The organism is Amycolatopsis echigonensis (assembly GCF_014174495.1).
Taxonomy (GTDB): domain Bacteria; phylum Actinomycetota; class Actinomycetes; order Mycobacteriales; family Pseudonocardiaceae; genus Amycolatopsis; species Amycolatopsis echigonensis.
Window position 1 is genome coordinate 122612 of sequence record NZ_JACJHR010000004.1, and the last position, 14252, is coordinate 136863.

General features: G+C 68.2%; 11 protein-coding genes. 8 read left to right on the top strand and 3 right to left on the bottom strand.

All coding sequences use genetic code 11. From position 1 onward, the window contains the following. Nucleotides 1-128 precede the first annotated feature (128 nt). Nucleotides 129-1622: an alpha-L-fucosidase gene (locus H5411_RS04595; RefSeq protein ID WP_158242527.1), complete on the bottom strand. Its 1494-nt coding sequence runs from the start codon at nucleotides 1620-1622 to the stop codon at nucleotides 129-131. 1812 nt (nucleotides 1623-3434) lie between these two features. Here H5411_RS04595 and H5411_RS46920 point away from each other — a divergent pair. The 7 genes from H5411_RS46920 (at nucleotide 3435) to H5411_RS04625 (ending at nucleotide 10233) form a co-directional block, all read left to right on the top strand. After that, nucleotides 3435-3785 carry an integrase gene (locus tag H5411_RS46920; RefSeq protein ID WP_240690809.1) on the top strand — a complete coding sequence of 117 codons (351 nt, stop codon included), beginning with the start codon at nucleotides 3435-3437 and terminating at the stop codon, nucleotides 3783-3785. After that, nucleotides 3748-4503 (top strand): integrase core domain-containing protein, encoded by a 756-nt coding sequence (locus H5411_RS46925; RefSeq protein ID WP_240690808.1) that lies wholly within the window; start codon nucleotides 3748-3750, stop codon nucleotides 4501-4503. The genes H5411_RS46920 and H5411_RS46925 overlap by 38 nt, the downstream gene beginning before the upstream one ends. A gap of 266 nt (nucleotides 4504-4769) precedes the next feature. Then, nucleotides 4770-5462 (top strand): response regulator transcription factor, encoded by a 693-nt coding sequence (locus H5411_RS04605; RefSeq protein WP_101438565.1) that lies wholly within the window; start codon nucleotides 4770-4772, stop codon nucleotides 5460-5462. Continuing rightward, nucleotides 5459-6850, top strand: coding sequence for a sensor histidine kinase (locus tag H5411_RS04610; RefSeq protein WP_101438566.1), 1392 nt, complete (start codon nucleotides 5459-5461; stop codon nucleotides 6848-6850). The genes H5411_RS04605 and H5411_RS04610 overlap by 4 nt, the downstream gene beginning before the upstream one ends. A gap of 248 nt (nucleotides 6851-7098) precedes the next feature. Further along, entirely contained in the window at nucleotides 7099-7728 is a 630-nt protein-coding gene (locus H5411_RS04615; protein WP_158242528.1) for a DUF998 domain-containing protein, read from the top strand. Then, entirely contained in the window at nucleotides 7725-9758 is a 2034-nt protein-coding gene (locus H5411_RS47375) for a glycosyltransferase (RefSeq protein WP_240690807.1), read from the top strand. The genes H5411_RS04615 and H5411_RS47375 overlap by 4 nt, the downstream gene beginning before the upstream one ends. An 88-nt stretch (nucleotides 9759-9846) precedes the next feature. Next, a complete protein-coding gene (locus H5411_RS04625) occupies nucleotides 9847-10233 on the top strand; it encodes a hypothetical protein (protein WP_134667126.1) in 387 nt (128 codons plus the stop codon). A 302-nt stretch (nucleotides 10234-10535) separates the two neighbouring features. On the opposite strand, the gene H5411_RS04630 is transcribed toward H5411_RS04625, so the two are convergent. Beyond that, on the bottom strand, nucleotides 10536-11504 hold the full coding sequence (locus H5411_RS04630) for a magnesium transporter CorA family protein (protein WP_101438569.1): 969 nt from the start codon (nucleotides 11502-11504) through the stop codon (nucleotides 10536-10538). Between the two features lie 264 nt (nucleotides 11505-11768). Between H5411_RS04630 and H5411_RS04635 the strand changes: the two genes are divergently transcribed. Beyond that, nucleotides 11769-11957: a CsbD family protein gene (locus H5411_RS04635; RefSeq protein WP_101438570.1), complete on the top strand. Its 189-nt coding sequence runs from the start codon at nucleotides 11769-11771 to the stop codon at nucleotides 11955-11957. 939 nt (nucleotides 11958-12896) lie between these two features. Here H5411_RS04635 and H5411_RS04640 read toward each other — a convergent pair. Next, nucleotides 12897-14123, bottom strand: coding sequence for a COG4705 family protein (locus H5411_RS04640; protein ID WP_101438571.1), 1227 nt, complete (start codon nucleotides 14121-14123; stop codon nucleotides 12897-12899). Between the last annotated feature and the right edge of the window lie 129 nt (nucleotides 14124-14252).

Below are 14252 nucleotides of genomic sequence, written 5' to 3' on the forward strand. Positions count from 1 at the left end.
AGGGTCCCTTCTGGTCGGGAACAGGTCAATGTGTGCGGCGAAGCCGTGCCGAGCTAACCATTCCAGCCGCGGTGGACGCCATGAGCCGACGCGGACCACGACGAAATCCGTCCCTGCGGCGGATCCGTTCACTGGTTGTCGATGCGGAAGACGTAGGCGTGCTGGCTGGTGGTGGCGCAGGCTGGGTCGGTGCCCGGGGTGGTGATGACGAGGCGGGGGCCGTCGCGGTGCCAGGCCAGCGGCCGTCCGTCGGAGCCGAGCAGCGTGATCCGCGTCCGCTCGCTGGTCGGGACGTCGAAGTCGGCGACGAGTTCGCGGCCAGGCCAGGACAGCGCGGTCAGGTAGAGCACACCGGTGGTCTTGCTTGCCGTGCATCGAAGCTTTCCCGTCGTAGGCTGGGTCCACGGTCTCGTGCCGTAGATTGCCTCGCCGTTGAGTTTCAGCCACGCGCCGATGCCGCGCAGCCGCTCGCGCATCGGCTCGGGGATGGTGCCGTCTGCGCGTGGGCCGATGTTGAGCAACAGGTTCGCGTTGGCCGCGACGGAATTGACGAGCAGGTGCACCAGTTCGCTGGTGCCGCGCAGGGAGTCCGCGGTTTCGCGGCTGTCGTAGCCCCAGGATTCCGCCATCGTGCGGCACACTTCGGAGCGTTCGCCGGTGGGCTGCTGGTTCATGCCGGCGCCCTGCTCGACGGTGGTGTAGTCGCGGTGGGTGCGGCCGTCGCCGAATCGGTCGTTGACCAGGACGCCGTCCGGATTCGCGGCGGCTGCCCGGTTGTAGTAATACGCGATGGTTTCGTTGCTGCGGAAGTACTTCTCGTCGCCGCCGATGTCGCACCAGATCATCGACGGGCGGTACCGGTCGACGAGTTCGCGCAGCTGGGGACGGACGATGCTCTCGGCGTAGTCGTAGACCATTCCTTGGCCGGTGTACGGGACGCGACGGCGGGTGTAGGCATTGCGCGGCGGCCGTTGGGGGAACATCAGCCGGTTGACCAGCGCGCTCTCGCCCCAGCTCGACCTGCCGCCTCGGTAGGGCGCGGGGTTGAACCATTCCGGCACGGAGTAGTACAGCCCCGGTTTGACGCCGCCGTGGTTGCGGGCCGCGTCGACCAGTTCGCCGACCAGGTCGCGTCGCGGCCCCAACTCGGCCGTATTGCGGCCCGTGGTGGCGGTCGGCCACAGGGCGAGCCCGTCGTGGTGTTTGGCGGTCAGCACGAAATAGCGTGCGCCGGCGTCGTCGAACAGGCTCACCCAGTCGTCGGGGTCGAATCGTTCCGCGCCGAATTGCTCGATGAAATGGTCGTAGGGCGCGGCCGGGCCGTAGCGGCGCAGGTGGTGCAGCCAGGCCGAAGTGCCCGGGATTTGCTGCAGGCGCGCGTACCACTCGCCCGCGCAGTACTCCCCGAGCGTCTTCGGCAGCCGGGAGCGAATTCGGTCCGTGCCCGGTAGCAACGTGGAACCGAACGCGGGCACCGAATACGCGCCCCAATGCACGAAAATGCCGAACTTGCCGTCGTCCCACCACTCGGGCAGCGGATGGCGGGCCAGCGACTCCCGCGTCGGTTCGTACGCTGGCCGCTCCCCAGTGTGCGAGCTGTCTCTGCCGAGTGGCAGCTCCACTGGGTCACCTGTCATCGTGATCCCCGGCCTTTCGTTCGCATCCCGGACGCGTCGGAACTTTCGCGGGGAAGCTGGAACTTCCGCGAGAGTTCCGAAACAGTATCATGAATATTTCCGATTCCCGGGATACGGACTTCGTGAGAATCGCCCGATTCCTGCGACTCGCATGCGAGTCTTGAGTAGTCGGTGCTGGTCCCCCCCAGCACCTCCGCGGTCGAGCGAACCAGCGCCCCCGCTGGGCTTTCTGGTGCAATGCGTGCCCGAGCGGGACCCTTAGGCGGCGCAATCCGGCCCAGACCGCTTGCCATCGGGGAACTTGAACTCCGCTGTGGGCCGTGGGGGAGGGGGTGAGAGTCCGCAGCGGAGTATGACCAGTGTAACCGCACGATGCCTGAACATCGATTTCGTGTCCAGTGCTAGTGGCGATTGGTGAAGAATTTATGTTCACTGCCCGGTTGTCGAACCGGCGCGCGGTGCGTGGTTGTGCAATCGCAGCGATTCGCCAGATCCTCTCGTCAAGGGCAAGGACGGAGGTGGAGGTCAAGAACCTCCCGACAGAAACGCGCTGGAACTAGCGAGCCTCTGACGGGCTGCGAGCCACGCCAGGCAGTCAACCGCGGACGGGTGCGCGTCGATCGCCATGCGGAATTCTGCCCTAATCACGAGTGGCAACCGCACCGGTTGTCAGTAGCGGATTTCCCGAGTTCGGCATGAACGATCCACTACTGCGATATGAAGAAATTCATTACCTGGATGAACGACCCTGGGGAATGCTTGCCGATTCCGCCTCCGTCTTGCGAACATGACGTGAGACTGCTGCGGAGCATCTACGCGCGCCGTGGGGTTATGAAGTGCTGACTAGGTGACGTTAGGGGTGATTTGGATGCGTGGGAAGTGGATCGTCCTGTTGTCCGCGTTGGGGCTGTTCTGAAGTTCGGTTGCGGGACTCAGCCCGAGACCGGCTCGGCCGGAGGGTGGGGCACGTGACGCACCAATGGGTATCTCGCGGGGCCGGCGGGAAGCGTTGTCGTCACGGGCGCGTGACTTCTGCGTCGCGAGTTCCCAGCGTATGCCGATCGAATCGAGGCTTTTTCTCATCGGCCGGGGAGGTCGCCGCGAGAGTGCTGTGCGCGGGCTATGGGGAGGAATCGGTCGAGTCGGATCCCATGGACGGACAGACCCGCGGGGACATCGAGGTGTTCCCGCGGGTCTGTGAAGGCCGTCGCTGCGGCGAACTTGCGTTCCTGCACGTCGCGGCGGGTGTCGGCGACAAACTCCACGGCGTTGGCTCGGCGGACCGCTCGATGGCGCGCCGAACGCGTTCTGGAGAGCATCGGGCGTTCGCTGCGCAAGGGGATCTGCAGACCCCCGAACTCCCGACGCCCTCGCCCGGACTCTGGCAGAGATCCACTACCTGAAATACCTGCCCAATCGAACCTTTCCTGCGGAGCCAGCAGCGCCCGAGACACAGGAAGCGTGTACCTCGTGAGTGAGAACCTTGCGAATTCGGCGGTGCTGATTGACACGGACAATGCTCAGCCGGTGAGCGTTGACGGGCTGAGGTTCGCGAGCGGATGTATCGGCGGGCGGTGCGATGTGCGGGACTCGTCCTTGACGTAGCCGTACCAGTCCGCGCACTGGCGCATCAATATCGTCGGCAATGGTCACGAGCTGAATCGGTGTCGAGCGTCCGTCGGTTACGAACCTGCCGGATTCGCTATGCGGACCTGAGCGGGGAACGGCCCGGAGCAAGCGGGGAGTGGATCAGTGTTCGCGGTGCCAGTCGTCGAGGACGTCGCGTGATCGCCGGTCGTGGCGCTGCGTTTGGTGTATCTGATCTTCCTCCGGCTGGTGGGTCTGCTGGTGTTGCTCGGTCGTTCGTCAGCGTCCGAGAACATCGAGTTGTTGGTGCTTCGCCACGAGGTGGCCGTGCTGCGCGGCGGCAACCCGAAGCAGCGCCTGGATTGGGCCGACCGGGCGGTGATTGCTGCCTTGGTTCGCGTGCTGCCCACAGGGTTGCGGCTGCGCCGGTTGGTCACTCCGGCCACGATCTTGCGCTGGCACCGGCGTCTGGTCGCCGGGAAGTCGGACGTATCGACACCGAGTCGGCCGTCCGCCTGTCGACGTGGCGCTCGCCGAGTTGATCGAACGGATGGCCGCTGAGAACCAGCACTGGGGATACAAGAGGATTCAAGGTGAGCTGCTCAAGCTTGGACACCGGGTCGGTTCTTCGACGGTCCGGCGGGTCCTGAAGCGGGCTCGGATACCTCCTGCGCCGGGCCGGCAGAACGACACGACGTGGCGGCAGTTCCTGCGCACGCAGGCCTCGACGATGCTGGCCTGCGACTTCTTCCATGTCGACTGCGCGCTCGCCCTGAAGCGGATCTGCGTGTTGTTCGTGGTGGAGGTCGGCAGCCGTTACGTCCACGTTCTCGGCACGACCGCCCGCCCGGACGGCGGGTGGGCCACGCAGCAGATCCGCGACCTCGTGATCGATCTCGGTGATCGAGTGAACGAGTTCAGAGTGCTCGTCCGTGACCGGGCTGGCCAGTTCACGGCGTCGTTCGACGCCGTCCTGGCCGACGCGGGCATCGAGGCGGTAAAGATCTCTCCGCGCTGTCCACGGGCTAACAGCTACGCGGAACGTTTTGTGCTCACGGTCAGGACTGAACTCACTGATCGTATGTTGCTCGTGGGCGAGCGGCATCTGCAGGCCGTGCTCGCCGAGTACGTCCGGCACTACGACGGTCGGCGGCCGCACCGGTCCCGCGAGCTTCGTCCGCCACGGCCGACCCACCCCGTGACTAACCTCGGCTCCCGACGGATCAAGCGACAGCGGCTTCTCGGAGGCCTGATCAACGAGTACGAACGGGCCGCGTAAAGCTACTGGTCAGCGCCGGTGACTGACTTTTGGAACCCCACAGGCTGCACCGCTGTCTCCGCGACCCGCCTGTCGACGATCCGCCAGACGGAGGTCAAACGGAAACAACCAACCCGTTCTGAACGCGGCGCACTGTCTTCGGCCCGATCTGAGGGAACAGGTTTGGCGGCTGGCGCGCGGCTGGTACTGAACTCCCGGAACGGGCGACTTCTCACTGAGTTCTCATTTTCGTGCGGGAGAGTGGGGCCAGGCGGAAGGAGGCTGCGGTGCATCTGGTCGTGGTCGACGACGAGGAAGCGGTCCGGGATTCGCTGTCGCGGACGCTGCGCTTCGAGGGTTATACCGTTTCGCTCGCGCGGGACGGGGCGGAAGGTCTCGACGTGATCCGGGCGGAGAAGCCGGACGGCGTCGTGCTCGACGTGATGATGCCGGTGCTCGACGGTCTGGACAGCTGTCGAGTGCTGCGTGCCGAGGGCAACTTCGTGCCGATCCTGATGCTGACCGCGCGCACGGGCGTCACGGACCGGGTCGCGGGTCTCGACGCGGGTGCCGACGACTACCTGGTGAAACCATTCGCGCTGCTGGAACTGCTGGCCCGGGTGCGGGCGCTGCTGCGCCGGGTCGAGTACGACGCCCCGGCGCGTCCGGCCGGGGCCGCGCTCTCCTTCGCCGACCTGGTCCTGGACCCGGAGACCAGGGAGGTTCGCCGGGGCGACCGGCCGATCCGGCTGACCCGCACCGAGTTCGCGATGCTGGAGGCGTTCCTGCGGCATCCGCGGATCGTGCTGACCCGGGCGGCGATGTTCGACCAGGTGTGGGGCTACGACTTCGGCAGTTCGTCCAACGGCCTGGACGTCTACGTCAGCTATCTGCGCCGGAAACTCGAAGAGGGCGGCGAATCCCGGCTGCTGCACACCGTGCGCGGGGTCGGCTACGTGCTGCGGGACGACCCGCTGTGAAACGGCTGCGGTGGCGGGAGCGCTCGCTGCGCACCCGGCTCACCGCGATGGTCGCGCTCGCCATGGCCGTCGCGGTGGTCGCGACGTTCTCGGCCGCGTGGTTCCTGACCCGGGCCAATCTGTATCAGCAGTTCGACGCCCAGTTGCAGACTTACGCGCAGGTCGCCGCGAAGGCCGCGGATCCGGCGGAGGCGCTGGCCACGCTGCGTGCGGTGCAGCAGGACAAGTCGGGTCCAGGCTCCGGGCGGGCCGAGGGGATGGCGGTGGAGTTCGTCGACGCGGACGGGGCGAGCGTCGGCGTGGCGGGCGCGCCGCCGTTTCCGACTGGCCCGCAGGCCCGGTTCGTCGCGGCGGGGGACGCGGCGCTCGGCTTCGATGTCGAACGCATCGGCGGGGACCGCTACCGGGTGCGCAGCGTGCCGCGGCCCGGTGGGGGAGCGGTGCTGGTCGCGCGCAATTCCGAAGGCCTGGAAGGAACTCTCGCCGAACTCGGCGGGTGGCTGACCCTGGCTGGGCTGGTCGGCGTTGCCGGTGCGGCGCTGGCCGGGCGCGCGATCGCCAAGACCGCGCTGCGTCCGGTCGCCGCGCTGACGGTCGCCGCCGAGGACGTCGCCAGGACTCAGGAACTCGCCGCCGGCATCACTGTCGCGGGCAAGGACGAACTGGCGCGGCTGGCCGACGCGTTCAACGAAATGCTCGGCGCGCTCCGCCTTTCGCGCGACGAGCAGCGGCGGCTCGTGCAGGACGCCGGGCACGAGCTGAGGACTCCGTTGACCAGCCTGCGCAACAACATCGAGCTGCTGATCCACGCCGAGGGCCAGGACCGGGCGTTGCCGCCGGAGGACCGGACCCGGCTGCTCGCGGACCTCGATGTCCAGTCGGTCGAACTCACCACTTTGGTCGGGGAGCTGGTGGACCTGTCCACCGGCGAGCGGGAGCCGGAACCGGTGGACCGGGTCGATCTCGCGGACGTGCTCGCCGCCGCCGCGGACCGGGTCCGGGCCCGGTCGCCGCAGGTGGAGTTCGCCGTGACGCTGGCGAGCGCCGAGGTGAAGGGCCGGGCCGGGGCGCTGGAGCGGGCGGTGCTGAACGTGCTCGACAACGCCGCGAAGTGGAGCCCGCCGGGCGGGACGGTCCGGGCGGCGGTGCTGCCGGAGATCCCGGCGATCGTCGTCTCGGACCAGGGGCCGGGCATCGCCGAGGTCGACCTGCCGCACGTGTTCGAGCGGTTCTACCGGGCCGAGGCGGCGCGGTCGAAGCCGGGTTCCGGGCTGGGGTTGGCGATCGTGGAGCAGGTGGTCGGCCAGCACGGCGGGACGGTCCGCGCCGGAGCCGCCGACGGCGGGGGAGCGCGGTTCGAGCTGGCGTTCCCGGCCGCGGGCGCGTGATCGGGTCAGTCGGGAGGATCCGGTCGCAGGGCGACGGTTGAGCGGAATGCGGCATCCCGCCCGAACCGGCCGGATCCGCTCGTGCCGCTGAAGGACTCGCCGCGCCGGGCGAATCCGCCGCGAATTCTCCCGTCCGATACCGATATCGGCGGGTTCCGCCCCCGAGTCCGAACCCCGCCGAGCGCTTCTTAACCGAACCCCGGGGAATTCTCATCAGCTTCTCATCCGGCCCGCCGACTGTGGGGCAGGTGACCGGAAGCCTTGTCAGCGCCACTCCCGCGAAGCGGCTCGCCTGGTGGGCGATCGGCCTCACCACGGCCGCGCTTTCGCTGATCGGCACGTTGTCGTTCGCCTTCGACTCGACCGTCGACCCGTTCCGCGACCCGGTCAGCGACTACGCCCTGCACCGGGTCGCCCGGATCTGGTTCGCCCTGGCCGTGCTCCTGGTGCTGACCGCCGGAGTCCTGCTCGTCGCGGCCGCCCGGGCCACGGCGTTGCCCGCCGGGCGCACCACCATCGTCCTTTTCGGACTGTGGGGCGTCGCGCTGGTGATCGAGCTGGTGTTCCAGGGAAACGCGACGGTGGGCGAATCGACCTTTCACGGCACTGTCCACCGGATCGGCGGCGCTGTCCTTTTCGGAGCGTTGCCGCTGGCCTGCGCGTCGCTGGGGCGACGGCTGAGCGCCCAGCCGCATTGGGCGAGGACCGCGCGCCGCCTCACCGGTTGCGCGATCGCGGGCCTGGTCACCGCCGCTGGTTTCGGCGCCGCCCAGTTCGTCACGGCATTGCCGGCCGGATTGCTCGAACGCGTCGCGCTCACCGCGGAACTGGTCATCCTGATCACCGGTGCCCGCGCGATCGGAAGGGCGGGCCGATGACCCTCGTCGCGATCGCGCTGGCGGTGCTCGCCGCGTGTTTCTTCGCCGCCGCCGTCCGCTTTCAGCACCGATCGGTCGAATCCGCCGACGGGACCGGTCTGCGCGCCGTCAGCGCAGTCCTGCGCAACCCGATCTGGCTCGGCGGCACCAGCCTCGCCGTTCTGGGCAGCGCGCTGCACCTGATCGCGCTTTCGCTGGCGCCGCTGGCGGTTGTCCAGCCGATCGGCGTGCTCAGCCTGGTTTTGACCGTCGGCTTCCGAAACCCGGACCGTTCCAGCCGGGCAGTCGGCGCGACTGTCGCGGTATGTGCGGGAGTCGGCGGATTCGTCCTGCTCTCCGCCACGTCCGTCGGAGTCGCTGCCGTCCCCAGCCTCGCCAGCGTCCAACCGGCGCTGCTGGCCGGAGCGTGCGCGGCCGCCGGAGCATGGTTTGTCCGCGGCCGTGCGAGATGCCTGACCCAAGCCGCCGCCGCGGCAGTCCTTTTCGGACTCGGCTCCGCCACGATGCGCGTCGCTGCCCTGCATCTTGTCCACGGGACTCCCGGCACGGGCGCGGTAGTGGCCGCCGAAGCCGGACTGCTCCTGCTGACCGGCGGCTGGCTGATGCACCGGGCCTACGCCAGCGGTCCCGCCGCGGTCGCTGTCGCGGCGACAACTGTCGTGGACCCGTTCACCGCAATCCTCGCCAGCGCCTTGCTGTTCGGCGAGCGACCAGTCGCGTCGCCCGTCGCCGCCACTGTCCAAATAGGACTGGCCGCCGTCGCCATCGCCGGCGTCGTCGTGCTGGCCTACGCGAAACCGTCACCTCGAACTGTTCAGGAGCGTCCCATGCCGCATTCCCGGTTGCGTATCGTCATCGGCGCCGACACCTTCCCTCCCGATGTGAACGGCGCCGCCCACTTCGCCGAACGCCTGGCCCGCGGATTGAGCGCCCGCGGCCACGAGGTCCACATCCTCACCCCGCAGCGCGCCGAGGTCCCCGGTCCGGACGCGGGCTACGCGCTCCATTACGTGCCGTCCCACCGCACGCCCTTCCACCCGACGTTCCGCTTCAGCACCCCGCGCCGCGCCCGTCGCACCGCCGCCGAACTGCTGGACAACCTCCGCCCCGACGTCGTCCACGTCCAGTCGCACTTCTCGGTCGGCCGCGGTCTGCTGGCCGCCGCCGGAGAACGCGGCGTCCCCGCCGTCGCGACAAACCACTTCATGCCGGAAAACCTGCTCGGCTTCGTATCGCTGCCCGAACCGGTGACGTCGGCGCTGACCCGCTGGGCCTGGCGCGACTTCGTCCGGGTCTTCCGCCGCGCCGGCGTCGTCACCACGCCGACCCCGCGCGCCGCGCAACTGCTGGAGGAAAAAGGTTTCCCCGGCCCGGTCGCAGTGGTCTCGTGCGGAATCGACCTGGGCCACTACGCCCCGGCCGTACCCGCGCCCGCCGATCCCGTCCGCGTCCTGTTCGTCGGCCGCCTGGACGCGGAGAAGAACGTGCACGACCTTCTCCGGGCCCTGCCGAAAGTCCCGACCCTGCACGCCACCCTCATCGGCGACGGTTCGTGCCGGACCGAACTGGAACACCTCGCCGCCCGCCTGGACGTCGCGGACCGGGTGACGTTCCGCGGTTTCGTGCCCGACGCCGAACTGGTGCGCGCGTACCGGACCAGCCACCTCTTCTGCATGCCGGGCACCGCCGAACTGCAAAGCCTGGCAACGATGGAAGCGATGGCCGCCGGCCTCCCGGTGCTCGCCGCCGACGCGATGGCCCTGCCCCACCTGGTGACCCCGGGCCGGACCGGGTGGCTCTACCCGCCCGGCGAGACGGAGGTGCTGGGGGAACGTTTGCTGGAACTGACCGCCGATCCCGCCCTGCGCGCGAGAATGGGCCGAGCCGGCCAAGAAGCCGTTGCCAGGCACGGAATAGCCCGGACCCTGGACGCCTACGAGGATCTCTACCGAGCCGCGACTGGGGCACACCCGCGCAGCCGACCCGGCGGTGTAGCGCAAACGCCGCTACCGCCGCTCTTCCAGCCCTAGCCCAGCGCCTGCCGCAGTCTCGCGGCTCAGGCGCCCGCACCCCCTTTCGTCCGGAACACATCCAGCGATTCGAGGCACACACAACGAGTTGGAGGCCGAGAAAGAAACGATTGCCGCGCGGATAGCGGCTTTGGACATGGAGGCGGAAAGCCAACTGAAGCGGCCGGGGCCCGACAAGGCGGCTCTGCTTGACCCGTTGCCCGTGCTTGCACTGAAGCTCGCCGCGGCACCGCCGGAGCTGCTGAGGAAGTTCTTCGACGTGCTCCGGCTCGAACTACGATTGCTGTATGACGATCCTGTCGAGATTGCCGTCACTCCGCCCGCCGGGGACGTTCCGGACGCGGCGGAAGGAATCGCGGATCAGATGACTGACGCACAAGGTTCACCCGCTCAGGCGAGCGCTCGCTTGTGCGCAGAGGTCGTCCGCCCCCCGGGTGGTTCGGACAACGTCCGCGTCAGAAAGAACGGCCTCTGAGCTCCGGGGTTTCTGCCCGTGGCGGGGATCGTGAGCTGCCAGCGGGGCGAGCCGGAGTGACGGCGGAGCCCGGTGAGCGCCCGGCGAGCTGGGAAGTGCCGTGCTTCGTGCTACCGCGGTCAATGGCTCAACCTGTCTCGCCTTGAGCCGATGGCAGCACGGGCAAGCCAGACCTTAAGCGACCAGATTCTGTCAGCTGGCCCCGCTCAACGGGCAGTGCCGCCGTTCCTGGTTGCCGGCGGTCCCGCTGATTGAACCGCCGGAACGCACCGGACCGTCGGAGGCCCGGTGCGATGGCCGGATTACAGCCAGTCCCGTTTTTTGAAGGATGCGTAGAGGCCGGCGGAAAGAATGACGATGACGAGGGTGGACGTCCAGAACCCGGCTGTGGTCTGGAAACCGGGGTAGGGAACGTTTTGGCCGTAGAAACCGGTGACGGCGGTCGGGATGGCGATGATGGCCGCCCAGCTGGTGACTTTTTTCATGATGGTGTTGAGGCGGTTGCCCTGGATGTTGAGTTGCGTCTCGCGGATCGTGGTTACCAGGTCTCGCAGGGATTCGGTCCATTCCGAGGCGCGCAGGACGTGGTCGTAGATGTCCTGGAAGTAGGGCTGCAGCTCGGCGTCGACGAGGTGCATGTCGCGGCGCATGACGGTGTTGACGACTTCGCGCATCGGGAGCACGACGCGCCGGATGCGCACGAGGCTCTTGCGCAGGGCGAATGAGCGCCGTTGCATGTCGGCGTAGCGTGGACGTTCGTCGAAGACGAGGTCTTCGAGTTCCTCGATCTGCTCGTCGAGAGATTGCACGACTTCGAAATGACCGTCGACGATGTGGTCGAGCAGCCCGTGCAGCAGGAATCCGACGCCGTTTTTCGCCAGGTCCGCCGCGGAGTCCCAGCGAGCGACGACCGCGTCGACGGGGAAGTTCTCGTCTTTGCGGACGGTGACCAGGGCCTGGTCGGTGATGAAGGCCGCTAGTTCCGATACGAGCAGTGTTCCGTCGGTGTCGAGCGCGGCCGAATAGGCGGTCAGGAAAGAATGAGAGTCGTACCGGTCGAGCTTCGCGCGTTGGTGTTCGTGCACGGCGTCCTCGACGGCGAGGGGGTGCAGGCCGAGTTCTTCGCTGATGGCTGCCAGGTCGGCTTCGGTCGGAGCGCAGAAGTCGAGCCACACAGTGGTTTCGGGGTCGGCGAGGTAGTCGGACACCTCCGCGACCGGGATCCCTTCGGCCGCGAGCACTCCGTCGCGATACACCCGTGTGCGTGCCATGACGGGCCCCGCTCAGAACGACGACGCCAGGTCACCGGCAACGGCACGGGAAGATATCGCGGCAACCAGCACGTCAGCAGCTCCAAACGCATCGCGGGACCGGCCTGTTCACGGCGAACGGGCCACTGGCGCACCCTCCACGAGAGTCGCTGTGAGGACACTGAGAACTGGGCTGCCCGGTTCGGCGAAGCGAGGTTTCGGAGCGGCGATGACGGGGGATACCCCGGATTCCCGGACTGTCGAGGTTCAGCGAGGAAAGGATCCGTGACGAGTGTCGGCGACAAAGCCCGGAACAAGGCAGAGGAGCTGAAAGGCCGGGCCAAGGAAGCCGTCGGCAAGGCGACCGGCAACGAGCAGTGGGAAGCAGAGGGCAAAGCCGAGCAGGGCAAAGGGAATCTGAAGCAATCCGGCGAAAAGATCAAGGACGCGGTCAAAGACGTCGTGGACGAGTGACGATCGGCCGCGGCTGCACGGTCAGCGCAGGGGCTTGGCGGGGCCGCGCCGCGGGGTGCGGCCCGCCGCGCAGCCGTTTCCGGGCGGCGGCCGGATCAACGAGGCGACTAGGAGAAGAACACGGTGGCATTGCTGGGTTTACTGCTGGCGATCTGAGCAATGTGCCTCGTGGCCCGGATCGTCGCGAAGGGATTGCTCTGACTGCTGATCTTCGGCGGGATCCTGTTCGTCGCCACCACGGCGACCGGCCTCGTGAAACGCGAAGCTCTCGGGCGCGGCGAGGGCTGACCCCGCTCGTGTCGACACAGCCCGCCGCGTCCTGGCGCGAAGTGGTGACCTGGTCGCCGTTCAAGACAGACAGCTCCCCACCCGGCGGATCACCGGTGGCAGCCCGCCGCGGCACTGGGATGCACCTTGTTCAGCGGCTCTAGCAGCTGGACGTGCGTCCGGTGCAGCGGGCGGCGCGAACAGGAGCAGCGCGATCCTCGTCGGAACCGCCAGTCCGGTCGAGGTCGCAGCGGCGGTCGGGCCGGCTTTTGGCCTTCCCGCGGATTTCCCGGGCGGCGGCGACGCATCTTGTCCAGTGCTGCCGGGCGTTCTCCTGCCGGCCAGCGGCGAATCCGCCCCCGTTGTCGGCCGGAGGATCTTCCCGCAAAGCACGGTCGAGACTGACCGGCAGCCCGCCTGGCCCCGCCGCCCAAGCGCGGGTGCGTGCACCAGCCGACCCGCCGGTTTGGCGATCGGGTGTGCTGGGAAACCGCGAAATGCGACTGCCGCGGCCCTTTTCCGCAGGCCGCTCGGCTCGGCGTCTCGGAGGCCAGCCGCGCCATGACGTGTGAGCGACAGCGGCGCAGCGTGGGTGCCGATACCCGGGCAAACCGTTTTCCCGGTCCGACTCGGGACGGTGCGCGGAGGCGGACCGGCACGAGCCAGGCGACGCTATCCGAGGGCGGAGAGCAGGTCGTTGAGCGCGGCTTTTTCGGTCGTGGGGTTGGGGCTGGTCGCGCGCAGCTGACGGAGAACGGTGTCGATCTTGCCGTCGACGGTCGTCCAGGCAGCTTGATTCTTGGGTTTGAGCCGGGCTTCGGCGTCGTCCCAGCCGGTTTCGAGGTCGTCGACGCGGCTGGTCGCGCCGGACTGGTCGCCGGAGTTCAGCTTGGCCAACGTGTCCTGGGTGATGGTTTTGAACTGGGACAGGTCGCCCAGCGGGGACTGGTGGACCGGCTGGGCGCCGCTGGTTCCGGTCTGCCCGGGCGCGGGCGAGGCTGAGGCGGTTTCGCCCTGGAGCGCGGAAGTCCGCAGCGAGTAGCCGACGATAGAGGCGAAGACCACGAGGCCGACGACGGCGACCGTCTGCCACAGCCCGCCGCGCGCGGTGTTCTGTGAGGTCGTTTCCCGGGGTGTGACGTCGATTTTGGACAGGCTCAGGTAGACGACGACCGCGATGATGCCGAGGGTGAAGATCAGGCTGGTCGTCGTGGTGCCGAGGCCGAGGCCGCCGTTGTCGGGGGATTGGGAGAGGTAGTCGCCGATCGACGCGCCGAGCGGGCGGGTGAGCACGTAGATGAACCAGAACGCCAGGACCGGGTGCAGCCCGAGCCGCCAGCCGATCGCGAGGACGGCGATGAGCCCGGCGACGATGAGTCCGGTGGGCAGGTAGCCGAGGCCGAGGACTTCGGCCATCAGGTCGCCGGTCGCGGTGCCGAGCGCGAAGGTGAAGAGGATTGCCAGCCAGTAGAAGGCTTCGCGCCGCCGGGTGACGATGGAGTGGATGGACAGCGTCTTTTCCGAGCGGTACCAGGCGAGGAACGTGACCGCGAGCAGCACCCCGAAGATGATGGTGCTGGTCTCCAGGGGCACGCTGGCCGCGTCGGTGAGGTTGTCCGTCACCAGTGTGCCGAACACGCTGACGAGCGCCACGGCGACCCAGTAGGCGACCGGGCGGTAGCGGTCCGCGCGGAACTGGACCGCGAGCGCGACGGCCAGCAGGACGCCGGTGACGACGGATACGCCGGTCAGTCCGAGGTTCAGGTTCACGTTGAGGAAGTCGGCCGCGGATTCGCCGACGGTCGTGCAGAGGACCTTGACGATCCAGAACCAGGCGGTGACTTCGGGAACCTTGTTGAGCAGGGTGCGCTGCCCGGCGAGGGTGCTGGGTGCGGTCATGGGGTGCTGGTCCGTTTCGGTCTGGGAGAGGGACAGCCCGGCTACTCCGCGTAGCACGGCGGGCGTTTGCGACGCTAGGGGAGAGCTGGTGAGGAGTTGGCGTGCGCGAGGTAAGGGTGCGGCAAATGA